We start from the raw sequence: 13,931 nt of genomic DNA on the forward strand, positions 1-13,931 counted from the left end.
GGTCGTATCTCTCTAGGTGCTTTAGGCGCTGGCGCCGCCCAGGAAATCGATTTCCTGGCCTTCGGCGAGCGTGACGTAAGCCTTCTTCCAATCCGAGCGGCGGCCCTGGAACTGGCCGAAACGCTTCGTCTTGCCCTTCACGTTCAAGGTCTGGACGTCTTCGACCTTGACCTTGAACAGCGTTTCCACGGCGATCTTGATCTCCGGCTTCTTGGCATCGCCGAGAACCTTGAACACCGCCTGGTTGTGCTTCTCGGCAGCGCGCGTGCTCTTTTCGGAGATCACGGGAGCCAGGATGATGCGGTGAATCCGCTCGCTGGAAACCTTGGTGATTTTGGTGTTGGCGCTCATGACAGCCAGGCCTCCAGCTTCTTGACGGACTCGGCCGTGATCACGACCTTTTCATGCGCCAGCAGCGTGACCGGATCGAGCGCGGCGACATCGCACAGGCCGACCTTGAACAGGTTGCGAGCGGACAGATACAGATTGGCGTCGATGGCTTCCGACACGATCAGCACGTCGTTGACACCGAAGTCCGCGAGCTTGGCGACCAGCGACTTGGTCTTGCCGGCGTCGACGACGAAATCGTTGGTGACGACGAGGTGACCGCCGCGAGCGAGCTCGGAGACGATCGAGCGGATGGCGCCGCGATACATCTTGCGGTTCACCTTCTGCGAGAAGTCGCGCGGAACCGCAGCGTGGGTCTTGCCGCCACCGCGCCACAGCGGGCTGCGGATCGAGCCGGCGCGAGCCTGGCCGGTGCCCTTCTGCTTCCACGGCTTCTTGCCGCCGCCGCGGACTTCGCCCTTGGTCTTCTGCTTCTTGGTGCCCGCACGACCGGCAGCCTGATAGGCCGTCACGATCTGGTGCACGAGCGCTTCGTTGTACGCGACACCGAAGACGGCGTCGGAGACGTCGAGCTTGTCGGTGCTGTTATGAACTGAGAGTTCCATGGTGGCTCGTCCTTACTTCACGGTCGGGCGAACGATGACGTCGCTGTTCGCGTGGCCCGGGACGGCGCCCTTGACCAGCAGCAGATTGCGCTCGACGTCGATCTTCACGAGGTCGAGGTTCAGCGCGGTGACGCGCTTGTTGCCCATGTGGCCGGCCATCTTCTTGCCCTTCCACACCTTGCCGGGGGACTGGCGCTGACCGATGGAGCCCGGAGCGCGATGGCTCAGCGAGTTACCGTGCGAGGCACGGCCACCGCCGAAGTTCCAGCGCTTCTGCACGCCGGCGAAGCCCTTGCCGATGCTGGTGCCGGTGACGTCGACGGCCTTGATGCCATCGAACGCGTCGACCTTGATTTCGCCGCCCAGGGCGAAATCGGCACCTTCGGATTCTTCGAGACGGATTTCGCGGAGCAGACGACCGGCGGCGGTGCCGGCCTTCTTGTAGTGACCCGTCAGCGCCTTGTTGACGCGCGAGGTCTTGACCTCACCCGCCGTCACCTGGACAGCCTTGTAGCCGTCGGTTTCGACGGACTTGAGCTGGGTGATGCGGTTGGGGCTGCATTCGATGACGGTGACGGGAATCGATTCACCGGATTCGGTGAAGATTCGCGTCATGCCGGCTTTGCGACCAATGATGGCGATAGTCATGTCTGGTGTCTCGCCTTAGTTGACCTTGATCTGGACTTCGACACCCGCGGGGAGGTCGAGCTTCGAGAGCGCATCGACGGTCTTTTCCGTCGGGTCCACGATCTGCATCAGGCGCTTGTGGGTGCGAATTTCATACTGGTCGCGCGCGTCCTTGTCGGCGTGCGGCGAAACCAGGATGGTGAAACGCTCTTTGCGAGTCGGCAGCGGGATGGGCCCGCGCACGACGGCGCCGGTCCGCTTCGCGGTCTCGACGATTTCCTTCGCCGACTTGTCGATAAGTCGGTGATCGAACGCCTTGAGCCGGATGCGAATAGATTGGCTGGTCGCGGCCATGCTGAGGTCTCAGTCTTTAAAAGAACGGTGGGAAACAAACAGCGGGGCGCGAATTCTACGCGCCCCGCTTAGCTTTGTGAAGCGGTTTCTCGAAGTTTTTTCGAGAATCCTTACGCCAGGATCTTGGTGACGACGCCGGCGCCGACGGTGCGGCCGCCTTCGCGAATCGCGAACCGAACCTGCTCTTCCATCGCGATCGGGTTGATCAGCTCAACCGACACCTTGATGTTGTCGCCCGGCATCACCATCTCCGTGCCCGCCGGCAGTTCCACCGAGCCCGTCACGTCCGTCGTGCGGAAGTAGAACTGCGGACGATAGCCCTTGAAGAACGGCGTGTGACGTCCGCCCTCTTCCTTCGTCAGCACGTACAGCTCGCCTTCGAACTTCGAGTGCGGCTTGATCGAGCCCGGCTTGCACAGCACCTGGCCGCGCTCGATGTCTTCCTTCTTCGTGCCGCGCAGCAGCAGGCCGACGTTGTCGCCCGCCTGACCCTGATCCAGCAGCTTGCGGAACATTTCGACGCCCGTGATCGTCGTCGTCGCGGTCGGGCGGATGCCGACGATTTCCACCGTCTCACCCACCTTCACCACGCCGCGTTCGATACGGCCTGTGGCCACCGTGCCGCGGCCCGAGATCGAGAACACGTCTTCCACCGGCAGCAGGAACGGCTTGTCCGTCTCGCGCTCCGGCTCCGGAATGTAGGTGTCCAGCGCCTTGTACAGCTCTTCAACCTTGTCGACCCACTCCTTCTCGCCAGCAATCGCCTTGGTGGCGCTGCCGCGGATGATCGGGGTGTCGTCGCCCGGGAAGCCGTACTTGCTCAGCAGGTCGCGAACTTCCATTTCGACCAGTTCCAGCAGCTCCGGGTCTTCCACGAGGTCGCACTTGTTCAGCCAGACCACGACCTTCGGCACGTTCACCTGCTTGGCCAGCAGCACGTGCTCGCGCGTCTGCGGCATCGGGCCGTCAACCGCCGACACCACCAGGATCGCGCCGTCCATCTGCGCCGCGCCCGTGATCATGTTCTTCACGTAGTCCGCGTGGCCCGGGCAGTCGACGTGCGCGTAGTGGCGCGTGTCGGTTTCGTATTCCACGTGCGACGTCGCAATCGTCAGAATCTTCGTGCTGTCACGACGACCCTGCGATTCCGACGCCTTGGCAACTTCATCGTACGCGACGTACTTCGTCTTGCCGTACTTGTCCGACGAAATCTTCGTCAGCGCCGCCGTCGTCGTCGTCTTGCCGTGGTCAACGTGACCAATCGTCCCCACGTTCACGTGCGGCTTCGCGCGTTCGAATTTTTCCTTACCCATGACAGCGGACCTCTTTGTTAGCTAATGCGTATGCGTTGATAAAAGCGAGGAAAGAAGCGATTACTTCTTCTTCGCGAGCGCTTCGGCGACGTTGCGCGGCGCTTCCTGATACTTCTTGAATTCCATCGTGTACGTCGCACGGCCCTGGCTCATCGAGCGCAGCGTCGTGGAGTAACCGAACATTTCGGCGAGCGGGACTTCGGCCGACACGACCTTGGCGCCGAAGTTGTCTTCCATGCCGAGAATCACGCCGCGACGACGGTTGAGATCGCCCATGACGTCACCGGTGTAATCTTCCGGCGTTTCGACTTCGACCGCCATGATCGGCTCGAGGATCACCGGGCTGGCCTTGGCGCAGCCTTCCTTGAACGCCATCGATGCGGCGACACGGAACGCGATTTCCGACGAGTCGACTTCGTGGTACGAACCGTCGAACAGCGTGATCTTGACGTCGACGACGGGATAGCCCGCCATCACACCGGTCTTGATCGCGTCGCGCAGGCCCTTGTCGACGGCCGGGATGAATTCCTTCGGAATCGAACCGCCGACGATGGCGTTGACGAACTCGAAGCCCTTGCCTTCCTCGTTCGGCTCGATCTTGAGCCAGACGTGGCCGAACTGGCCCTTACCGCCCGACTGCTTGGCGTACTTGCCTTCCTGCTCGACGCCCTTGCGGATCGTTTCGCGATACGCAACCTGAGGCGCACCGACGTTCGCTTCGACGCTGTACTCGCGCTTCATGCGATCGACGAGAATTTCGAGGTGCAACTCGCCCATGCCGGACATGATGGTCTGGCCGGTTTCTTCGTCGGTGAAGACGCGGAACGACGGATCTTCCTGAGCGAGGCGCGACAGCGCGATGCCCATCTTTTCCTGGTCGGCCTTGGTCTTCGGCTCCACGGCCTGGCTGATCACCGGCTCCGGGAAGATCATGCGCTCGAGCACGACCGGCGCGTTCTGCGCAGCCAGGGTCGTACCGGTGTAGACGTCCTTCAGACCGACCGCGGCGGCGATGTCGCCAGCGCGGACTTCGTCGACCGCCTTCTGCTCGTTCGCGTGCATCTGCACGAGACGGCCGATGCGCTCGTTCTTGCCGTTGCGCGAGTTGTAGACCGAGTCGCCCTGCTTGAGCACGCCCGAATAGACGCGGATGAAGGTCAGCGCGCCGACGTACTTGTCGGTCATGATCTTGAACGCGAGCGCCGAGAACGGCTCTTCGTCGCTGGCCTTGCGCTCGATGATCTTTTCGTAGTCGTCGACGTCGTGCGCCTCGGTGGAGGGCACGTCGGTCGGGGCCGGCAGGTACTCGACGACGGCGTCGAGCATGGCCTGCACGCCCTTGTTCTTGAACGCCGAGCCGCAGAGCATCGGGAAGATTTCGAGCGCGAGCGTGCGCTGACGAATCGCCGCCTTGAGATCGGCCTCGTCGAGGTCGCCGTTCTCGAGGTACTTGTTCATCAGGTCTTCGCTGGCTTCGGCAGCCGCTTCGACGAGGTTCTCGCGCCACTTCTTGGCGGTTTCGACCAGATCGGCCGGGATATCGCCGTAGGTGAAGGTCACGCCCTTGTCGGCGTCATTCCACAGAATGGCCTTCATCTTGACGAGGTCGACCACGCCCTTGAAGTTGTCTTCGGCGCCGATCGGAATCTGGATCGGCACCGGGTTGGCCCGGAGCTTCTCCTTCATCTGCTTGACGACCTTGAAGAAGTCTGCGCCCGTGCGGTCCATCTTGTTGACGAACGCGAGACGCGGAACCTTGTACTTGGTGGCCTGGCGCCAGACCGTTTCCGACTGCGGCTGCACACCGCCGACAGCGCAGTACAGCATGCAGGCACCATCGAGCACGCGCATGGAACGCTCGACTTCGATCGTGAAGTCGACGTGGCCGGGGGTGTCGATGATGTTGATGCGGTGCTGATCGAACTGGTTGGCCATGCCCTTCCAGAACGTCGTGGTCGCAGCGGAGGTGATCGTGATGCCACGCTCCTGTTCCTGCTCCATCCAGTCCATGGTGGCGGCACCGTCGTGCACTTCACCGATCTTGTGGTTCACGCCCGTGTAGAACAGGACGCGCTCGGTGGTGGTGGTCTTGCCGGCGTCGATGTGAGCGGAGATACCGATGTTGCGGTAGCGCTCGATGGGCGTAGTGCGTGCCATGACTCAAACTCGTTGGGAGTTCCGAAAGCGGAACGGGACCCCCTATATGGGGACGCCGCCGGCTTTTACCAGCCGGCGGCTACAAGCGCGTGAAGCGGACTGCTTACCAGCGGAAGTGCGCGAAAGCCTTGTTGGCTTCGGCCATTTTGTGGGTATCTTCGCGCTTCTTGACGGCGGCACCGCGGTGCTCGGAAGCATCCAGCAGCTCGCCGGCGAGGCGGTCGGCCATCGACTTTTCGCCGCGCTTGGAAGCGGCATCGATCACCCAGCGCATGGCCAGCGTGGTGCGGCGGGTCGAACGCACTTCGACCGGCACCTGATAGGTGGCACCACCGACGCGACGGGACTTCACCTCGACCGACGGGGCGACGTTGTCGAAAGCCTGCTGCAGGATGACCGCCGGCTCGTTGGACTTCTTCTTCGTGGCGATCTGATCGAGCGCGCCGTAGACGATCTTTTCGGCGACGGACTTCTTGCCATCTTCCATCACCATGTTCATGAACTTGGTCACGACCAGGTTCTTGTACTTGGGATCGGGGAGGATGACGCGGATTTCTGGCTTGCGACGACGGGACATGGCGAGTCTCTAGACCTTCGACTTCAGGGCTTACTTCTTCTTGGTGGCGGCAGCGGCGGCGCCCGGCTTGGGACGCTTCGCACCGTACTTGGAACGGCCCTGACGGCGCTTGTCGACGCCGGAAGCGTCGAGCGCACCACGAACCGTGTGATAGCGAACACCGGGAAGATCCTTGACACGGCCGCCACGAATCATGACGACGCTGTGCTCCTGCAGGTTATGGCCCTCACCGCCGATGTAGCTGGTGACTTCAAAGCCATTGGTCAGGCGAACACGGCAGACCTTACGAAGAGCGGAGTTGGGCTTCTTCGGGGTGGTCGTGTAGACGCGGGTGCAGACGCCGCGCTTCTGGGGCGAGGCCTCAAGCGCCGGAGCCTTGCTCTTGTAGGTCTTCGGGCTGCGGCAATTCCGCACGAGCTGATTGATTGTGGGCACGCTGGATACTTCCCGGCTTGACAAAGAGATGACGGCCACCAAAGAGGCGGCAGTCCTAGAAAGGGCGCGCATCATAAAAGTGACGGCCAAGCGTGTCAATACGACCGGCACAGTACCGAATTAAGACCACAGTTCTTGATGCTGAGCACGGCATCAGCGTGGCAACTCGGAAGATAAATCGCAGGCCAGAAGCTAAACTTTCACCGCCATGGAGCACGCGGGTGACTCCTCGCGAGATCCCGCCCGCCTTCCGAAAAGATATCCAGACCAGTGGCGAAGCCAAATTTAGCTATCCGCAATTCCGTCGCATTAATTGCCACCAAAGGGATGCTCGCCGCCGCTCGCATCGGTTTCTTACTATGGACGGCACATCTCCAAAGCCCCGCGGCCTTCAGTCAGCTGGCTTTCTGCTTTGCGCTCATCGAAGTTCTCAGAGTCGCAGCCGATTTCGGTTCGGAAAATCTGTTTGTTCGCAAACTTGCCCAGGCCCGATCGCCTCATGAGCACCGCCAGCTCATGGCCCAAATGGCTGCGGTCCGAATCGCCGCCACCATTGTCGGGGTTGCCGTCTACGGAGCGGTCGCTTATTTCTCGTTCGCTGGCGACACCGGCGCAATGACCTTGCTGCCGGCAGCACTGCTTACAACCTCTCTGACGATCAATTTCGCCTTCACTTACTACCAGTCGCAGCTGCGCACCGAGCGCATGGCCGTCAGAGTGATAGCGCTGAGCCTTCCATCACTGGCGGTGTTTCTGTGGCTCCGCGACGCCCCATCGCGGGTGCAGCTTCAATTGTTGATTGCATTTGAAGTTCTGGTCGGCCTGGCCTTGCTTTGGGATTTGCGGAGACAACTTTCGCTTCGAACCCGAGATGTGCTGAAGCAGCTGAGATGGCCCACCTTGCGTGCTACGGCCATCGACGCCCTTCCCTTGGGAGGAGCAGCCTTGCTAGTCACCGCCTACACTCGCCTCGATATCTTCGCCTTGCAGCATTTGGCCGGAGCGGTGGCTCTGGGGCTGTATAGCTTTGCGTATCGGATCACCGAGCCCTTTCGCTTTGTGGGTGGGGCTGTGGACTCCACGATCTACAGCATCCTGTCAAGAAAATTCGCGGCGCCTTCAGGGGCACTTCACAGCGTAATCAACAGAACGATATCGATCGTGGCAACGTACTCCGTTGTGTTTGGAGGGGCTGCCATCGCCATCGGACTCATACTGATCAAATTTCTATACGCCGCATATACAGAGGCGCAAACCGCTGTGACTTATCTAGGAGCAGCGCTGATCATGCGCTGCGCGAATGGGGCGATGACTGCGTTTCAGAATGCTTTGGGCCATTATCGTCTGAATTTCAGGATTGCCATCATAAATGGAATTTTCATGGTAATTTTGATTTGGCCATTAACAGCCTGGGCGGGCGCGACTGGAGCTGCCTTGGCATTGCTCATCGTTGAATCTATCAATTTTACGATGCAGTCGTATTTCATGTCTCGGAGCAAATTGATACTGGTTTCTAGGGAAGCAGCATGATCATCGGCATAGGAAACTCTGTACTTGCGGCCAACTCTGCGGCGGGCAAATCTGACGGCATTACCACGTACACCAATTCGCTGCTTCATGCTCTAAAGAAAGAGTTCCCTCAGCAAAAATTCCTGGAAGCAGGTTTTGACCTGTCGATACCGCCTTGGCGTCGTCCTTTCAAGAATTATGAAATAACCACGATGATCAGCGTGACGACCCGGCACCGTTGGTCTGCTCGGACGCTATTCGGAAGAAGTATTGACGTTTTTCACGCGACTGATCATTACATTCCACTGCTCGATACCCCTGTCGTTGCAACAATTCATGACGCTCTGCCACTCGTGCAGCCGCAAGTTTATGGCGGTCGTTTGCGTCGACTAAAGAATGAGATTTATAAGCGAAAAGGCCATTTTGCAAATGAGGTGATAACGGTTTCTCAATATGCTGCGGAGGAAATTAATCGGCACATCGGTATTCCCTGGAAAAAAATACATGTTGTGTACGAAGGAGTCGCTGAACATATTCAGCTTGAAGCAAAACAACCCCTTGCCCCCGATGCTGTGCTGCACCGCTTCGGGCTGGCGCCAGGCTATATCGCATTTTGTGGCACGCTCTCACGAAAAAAGAATCTTCTGCGCCTGATTGATGCCTTTCTGTCGCTACCCGCTGAGTTCAGGCTCGCTCATCCACTGGTACTGATTGGAAATGAATGTGGCGGGGACATGGGCGCAGAAACCGGAATGCGAGTTCGGCAATTAAGCGATTCAGGAATGATTCGCTGGTTGGGTAGATTGCCCGATGACGCGTTGGCCCAAGTTATCCATAACGCCTCAGTGTTCGTCCTTCCCTCACTACACGAGGGATTTGGCCTGCCCGTGGTTGAGGCATTCCACCTCGGAGTTCCCGTGATTGCATCCAACACTGCAGCTTTGCCGGAAATCGCCAATGGAGCTGCGATGTTGGTTGATCCATTGGATGTAGCGGCCATCGCAAACGCACTACAGGAAATGCTGACCAACGAGGGCGCGCGCAAGGACTTCTCCATCCTGGGCCACCGGCGAGCTCAAGATTTCGATTGGAGTCGATGTGCCAAGGACACGCTCGATGTCTATCGAAAACTCTGTTAATCCGCTTTGCAACCGCTGGTGCATACGGAGCATTAGCTGGTTTTTAATCTATTCCGCCATTTTGACGGCGCTAGTAATCTACGATTCGGCTTCACCATTGACCACCGAGACATTTGGCGTCATATGCCTTTTTGTCATCTCACTTGTAAGCTACAGAACTTGGCGCCAGACAGCACAAGGGAATCACCCAATTTTCCTTTTTATGCTGTTTTTGATTTTGTTCCAGTTCGGGCGCCTTCTATCGTGGCTGGTTGCAGGCGACTGGACCATTTCACAGTTTAACCTTGTCGTCGCAAAGTATTACCTGGTAGGTGACTCCGATTTGAAGCGCTCGATGATGCTGGTACCTCTGTCAGCGAGCTTCGTTTATCTAGGTTTTTTTTATCGCGAAGGACGGAAAACGCTTACTTTCACTAACAACGAAAGCATGCGCCGTTTCTTCGGCTGGCTCTACTTTCTTACCATTCCCTTTGTCATCTACAAAGGCATCAGTTATCTAACATATACGATGGCCAATGGCGGTTATGTAGCGACTTACCTCGATGGTGGTGAGCATCTGGATCAAGTCGGCATTGTGATTCGTGCGCTGGCCTTGCTGAATACGATGTTTTTCCTGCCCTACCTAATTGTAGAGAGCCGGATGCGCTTTGTTCGCATCGCGATAGTATCTTTTCTGCTGGTCATGGTCTTGGAGCTTCTCACCGGTTTCCGGGGAAAGTTCTTTATCAATCTGATGCTGATGTGGCTGGTTTACAACATCAAGCGAAAATCGTCCTTTAATCCCATATCCGGGCTGCTGGGTGCTTTGGCGTTGTTGTCTGCCGCAGTGGGCGCCGAAATTTTCCGGGAGAGCAAAAGCGGGCTCGACGTCAACCTTGTCGAGTATTTTTTGTATACACAAGGTGTATCTTTTTTTGTTACGGTTTCGGCAGTTAGCTATTACGACATTTTCCATTCGCATGCCTGGAATTATCTGATTCAGCAGTTTTTGCTCCCTTATCAGCATTTAAGCCTTTTTCCCGACGGGGCGCTGTTTACATTGGATCTGACGTCCTTCCTTAATCCCAACATTGTTAGTTATGCACTGGGAACCGGGGAGGCTTACTTGGCTCACCTTTATTTGATCGGCGGGTGGGCAGCCGTATGCCTTGGTTCGTTGCTACTTGGGCGATTCACACTGTGGATCAGCCAGGCTCAAACTGTTTTTTGGCGAACAATCGCGCTATCTATAATGATGTGGATTCCGTATATGCCCCGTAGTGGATACCTTGAACCGCTGGCGATGCTCAGCAAGTATTTCATTATGGCTCTGGTTGGCTTCGGTGCTTTTACCGTTTTTGAATGGCTCAACAAGAACCTGAAGCCTCGAGAGGAGCGCCATGCGTAACTTCCCCTTGAAGATACTGATTGATGGCGGCTTGCTGGACAAACCGAGAGGCCTGGGGCGCTCGCTGAAGGAGTTGATATTCGCTTTTTCAGTGGTGCAGCCAACCGACATCGAACTGATCGTGCTCGTGCACGATGACGTTGCCCAGGAGCACTTGATTTCAGCGCGCTGCATAAGATATGAGCGCTTGCCGAAAATGCCGATTCCGATATGGGAACAGTTTTTGGTTCCCTATGCTGCATTTCGGCACAAGGTTGATCTGGTGCATTCACCAGCCAACACGAAACCTTTGGCGCTTAATTATTCCAAGATTCCTCACATCGTCACTTTGCATGATTTGATTTTTTTGCATTCGAGCGGAGCAACTTGGTATCAGCGCATAGGGGCGCTATACCGTCGCGTTGTTGTGAAAGCCATGCTGAAAGGCCGCCTCAATCTGGTTACTGTCAGTCGGTCGTCGGCTGACGATATAAAGAGGCTTCTGGGGCGCGAGAGCACCGTGGTGCCTGTCTCCGTCGAATTATTCTTGCGCCAAGAGCCATCGCAGACCGCTGCCGCCCATTCAGTGGCAATGCCTTATTTCATTCATATTGGGGGAGTAGCCCCACACAAGAATACGGTGCGAGTGATTCAAGCCTTCGCAGCCGCTAATTTGCCCAACTACGATTTGATCGTGCTGGGTATCCCAGCCGACTCGGCGTTCGCTCAGACACACGCCGGCACTCACGTGAAGTTTCCGGGCTGGGTTACCGATGCTCAGATCAAAACTTATATTTCAAACGCTAATGCAATGATTTTTCCTAGCTTGGTAGAAGGTTACGGTTTGCCGATCGCGGAGGCCCTATCATTGGGTTGCCCCGTGATCACATCCAATTTCGCGCCCATGAGCGAAGTGGCTGGCGGAGCCGCTCGGCTGGTCGATCCTTTGTCCGTTACCGAGATGCAGGCGGCGATAACGGAAATGGCACTCGACGCGTCCAAGCGCGAGCAGCTTATTTCCGCTGCTCGCATTCGCGCCGAGGCGTTCTCGGCGGATAACGTAGGACGGCGGATGCTGGAGTTGTATCGCGAGGCCGTCGCCTGATGAATATGGCCAACCAGCGAGTGCTATTCGTTAGCACGGTGAATCCGGCCTCGAGGGATGTAGGCAAGAAGGTGGTCATTCACGGCCTTTGCCAATACCTGCATGAATCACTGGGCGATAACTTCATGTTCGCCACGACGGACGACATGGAGCCCAGCTGCCCTTGGCGGATGGAATCGCTCCCCAGCGTCGGTAGCACGACAAAGATCATCAACGTGCTGCTGCACTCCTTTTTATTCCGTCGTCGCAGTCTTCAAGAAGCGGTGTTCCGCTCCAAGCAACTCGGCGAAGCACTGCTGCGCGCCATCCAGTCATTCTCGCCAACCATCGTGCTGTTCGATACGGTTCGGCTTGGGCAGTATCTGCCGCCAGCGCCGCGCTCTTACACCTCTGTCATCTATCTCGACGATTTGTTTTCGTTGCGATACGAACGAATGCTGGAATCTGCGAAGAAAGGGGACAACGCGCTTCCGAGCCCGCTGGGGAACTTTCGCAAGAACCTGCCAAGGTCCGTGGTTCCCATTTTCGAGCGCCACGATGGCGTTATGCGTTGGCTACTCGAGTTCGAGACAAAACTGGTTCGGCAGTCGGAAGATCGGCAAGCCTCGCTCGCAGACATTTCGCTGCTCATCAATCGAGACGAAGTCGAGTTGCTGCGAAAGCGCGTTCCTGATTCCGCAGTCAAAGAGTGCCCACCGCTGGTCGAGCAGAAAGAACCTCTACGTCGAAACTGGAATGGAGCTCCGACCTTTCTCTTTCTGGGCGCGCTTAATCTTGCCCACAACGAAACAGCCGTTGAGAACCTGCTTAAAACGGTCTTTCCGGCGTTTCTTCTGCGCTACCCAGCCGCAACCCTCTTCGTCGTGGGAAGAGGTGCGCCGAGCTCGCTACAAGAGCTGGCGGAGAAGTTCGGAGATCGAGTTGTCATGACGGGCTTCATGCCTGATTTGCGTGCCGTGTTGGCATCTTGTTGCGCTTTGGTTGCTCCGCTTGTGTTCGGCAGCGGCGTCAAGATCAAAATGATCGAAGCCCTAGCTGCATCGCTACCCATACTGGCGACTCCCATTGGGGCGGAAGGGATCAATGTCACCGACGGGGAAAACGCTTTCGTTACGGCCTCGTTGGGTGATTTTCCGGATCGAATGGAACAACTACTGGACCCTGACGTGAACAACAGGATTTCACTGGCGAGTCGCCGTTTGTATGAAGAGGAGTACGCAAAAGAGCAGGTTTTTGCTCGGTATCACGAAGTCTTCAATACCCGCGGAGAGACACTTGGCAACTGAGCCGCCCAACAAAGCACAAGCGAGCGAAACCCTGATCAATCCGCGTGTGCTCGTCAAAATCCTCTGGGCCGCAAAATTTCAGATCATTGGCTTTGCGATGGTTTGCTTTGCGCTCGGATGCACGATCGCTTTTCTGCTTCCTCCTATCTACCAGGCCGAAGCGCTGCTGCAGATCAGAGAGGACAACTCCAAGAATGGAGCGCTCCAATCCTTGGCCGGACAGCTTGGCCCTTTAGGCGCCCTCGCAGGCGGATCCTTGGGCGGAGATAGCGGGCAAAAGGCCATAGCACTCGCCACACTCAAATCGCACTTGATCATTGAAGCCTATATCGAGAGAAAAAATCTTCTACCGCTTCTTTTTGCACGCAAGTGGGATCAGGAGAGGAATCAGTGGAAGTCAGATGCCGTCGAGTATGTGCCCACGCTGCAAGATGGGTACAAAAAGTTTACTAAAGAGATATTTAGCGCGGAGGAGGACAAGAAGACTGGATTGGTCACCGTTTCCGTAGAGTGGAAAAACCCCGTGGACGCAGCGTCGTGGGTCAGTGACCTGGTTGCCGATACGAATGCGATGCTGAAAAAGCGCGCCATCGACGAAGGTGAAGCCAATCTTCAGTACCTTGAGACACAGGCAAAAAAGACCGCGATCATCGAGTTACAACACTCTCTATACCAGCTCATGGAAGTGGAGCTGAAGAAGCTGATGATTGCACGCAATTCCGAAGATTTCATCTTGCGCGCTATCGATCCGGTACGCGTGCCCAAGAAGAAAGTCAGACCTCGGCGCGTGCTCATAGCCGCACTGTCGCTTCTGCTGGGAGTGCTGATCGCCTGCACTTATGTGCTTGTTCGGAAGGCGTGGACTAACGATAGCGAGGAGATGCTTCGTTCGCCTTTGCAGTAACTTCAACGAACTCACCTACGCACAACAGAAGAAAAAAGCCGCGATGCACAATCTCTTGTGCATCGCGGCTTTTGTTTGACGGGCGACTAAGCCCTTAAATCACTTACTCGTCGCTACCACCTTCATCACCATCATCATCCCCACCGGAGATGACGCGCCGCTCCGACCCCACCGCCTCGAACACATCGCTGATCGGCGTCGACGAA

The 13,931-nt window shown here is 57.1% G+C and carries 14 protein-coding genes; 6 read left to right on the plus strand and 8 right to left on the minus strand.

Translation table 11 applies throughout. The features are described 5' to 3' along the window. Window positions 1-21: 21 nt before the first annotated feature. The 8 genes from rplW to rpsL form a co-directional block, all read right to left on the minus strand. On the minus strand, window positions 22-351 hold the full coding sequence (rplW, locus tag AC3WUM_RS19745) for a 50S ribosomal protein L23 (protein WP_007185052.1): 330 nt from the start codon (window positions 349-351) through the stop codon (window positions 22-24). Further along, window positions 348-953, minus strand: a complete 606-nt coding sequence (gene rplD / locus AC3WUM_RS19750; RefSeq protein ID WP_492412405.1) for a 50S ribosomal protein L4 — start codon at window positions 951-953, stop codon at window positions 348-350. Before rplD ends, rplW begins: the two co-directional genes overlap by 4 nt. Window positions 954-965: 12 nt before the next feature. Further along, entirely contained in the window at window positions 966-1,601 is a 636-nt protein-coding gene (gene rplC / locus AC3WUM_RS19755) for a 50S ribosomal protein L3 (protein WP_492412407.1), read from the minus strand. A 15-nt stretch (window positions 1,602-1,616) separates the two neighbouring features. Continuing rightward, a complete protein-coding gene (rpsJ, locus tag AC3WUM_RS19760; RefSeq protein WP_007185049.1) occupies window positions 1,617-1,934 on the minus strand; it encodes a 30S ribosomal protein S10 in 318 nt (105 codons plus the stop codon). Between the two features lie 110 nt (window positions 1,935-2,044). After that, window positions 2,045-3,247, minus strand: coding sequence for an elongation factor Tu (tuf, locus tag AC3WUM_RS19765; protein ID WP_492412409.1), 1,203 nt, complete (start codon window positions 3,245-3,247; stop codon window positions 2,045-2,047). A 60-nt stretch (window positions 3,248-3,307) separates the two neighbouring features. After that, window positions 3,308-5,404, minus strand: coding sequence for an elongation factor G (gene fusA / locus AC3WUM_RS19770; RefSeq protein ID WP_411887891.1), 2,097 nt, complete (start codon window positions 5,402-5,404; stop codon window positions 3,308-3,310). A gap of 103 nt (window positions 5,405-5,507) precedes the next feature. After that, the gene (gene rpsG, locus AC3WUM_RS19775; RefSeq protein WP_374679963.1) at window positions 5,508-5,981 is read right to left on the minus strand and encodes a 30S ribosomal protein S7; all 474 of its coding nucleotides are present in this window, start codon (window positions 5,979-5,981) and stop codon (window positions 5,508-5,510) included. A 30-nt stretch (window positions 5,982-6,011) separates the two neighbouring features. Further along, on the minus strand, window positions 6,012-6,416 hold the full coding sequence (gene rpsL, locus AC3WUM_RS19780) for a 30S ribosomal protein S12 (RefSeq protein WP_007185046.1): 405 nt from the start codon (window positions 6,414-6,416) through the stop codon (window positions 6,012-6,014). 270 nt (window positions 6,417-6,686) lie between these two features. On the opposite strand from rpsL, the gene AC3WUM_RS19785 reads away from it, so the two are divergent. The 6 genes from AC3WUM_RS19785 to AC3WUM_RS19810 are packed head-to-tail and all read left to right on the plus strand — an operon-like array spanning window position 6,687 to window position 13,725. Further along, the gene (locus AC3WUM_RS19785) at window positions 6,687-7,946 is read left to right on the plus strand and encodes an oligosaccharide flippase family protein (protein ID WP_492412412.1); all 1,260 of its coding nucleotides are present in this window, start codon (window positions 6,687-6,689) and stop codon (window positions 7,944-7,946) included. Continuing rightward, on the plus strand, window positions 7,943-9,064 hold the full coding sequence (locus tag AC3WUM_RS19790; RefSeq protein WP_492412413.1) for a glycosyltransferase family 4 protein: 1,122 nt from the start codon (window positions 7,943-7,945) through the stop codon (window positions 9,062-9,064). The genes AC3WUM_RS19785 and AC3WUM_RS19790 overlap by 4 nt, the downstream gene beginning before the upstream one ends. Beyond that, window positions 9,042-10,451 carry an O-antigen polysaccharide polymerase Wzy gene (wzy, locus tag AC3WUM_RS19795; RefSeq protein WP_492412415.1) on the plus strand — a complete coding sequence of 470 codons (1,410 nt, stop codon included), beginning with the start codon at window positions 9,042-9,044 and terminating at the stop codon, window positions 10,449-10,451. The genes AC3WUM_RS19790 and wzy overlap by 23 nt, the downstream gene beginning before the upstream one ends. After that, window positions 10,444-11,535 (plus strand): glycosyltransferase family 4 protein, encoded by a 1,092-nt coding sequence (locus tag AC3WUM_RS19800; protein ID WP_492412416.1) that lies wholly within the window; start codon window positions 10,444-10,446, stop codon window positions 11,533-11,535. Before wzy ends, AC3WUM_RS19800 begins: the two co-directional genes overlap by 8 nt. After that, window positions 11,535-12,821: a glycosyltransferase gene (locus tag AC3WUM_RS19805; protein ID WP_492412418.1), complete on the plus strand. Its 1,287-nt coding sequence runs from the start codon at window positions 11,535-11,537 to the stop codon at window positions 12,819-12,821. The genes AC3WUM_RS19800 and AC3WUM_RS19805 overlap by 1 nt, the downstream gene beginning before the upstream one ends. Next, window positions 12,811-13,725, plus strand: a complete 915-nt coding sequence (locus AC3WUM_RS19810; RefSeq protein ID WP_492412420.1) for a Wzz/FepE/Etk N-terminal domain-containing protein — start codon at window positions 12,811-12,813, stop codon at window positions 13,723-13,725. Before AC3WUM_RS19805 ends, AC3WUM_RS19810 begins: the two co-directional genes overlap by 11 nt. Window positions 13,726-13,931: the final 206 nt, after the last annotated feature.

The organism is Hydrocarboniphaga sp. FW305-C-57, from assembly GCF_058783045.1.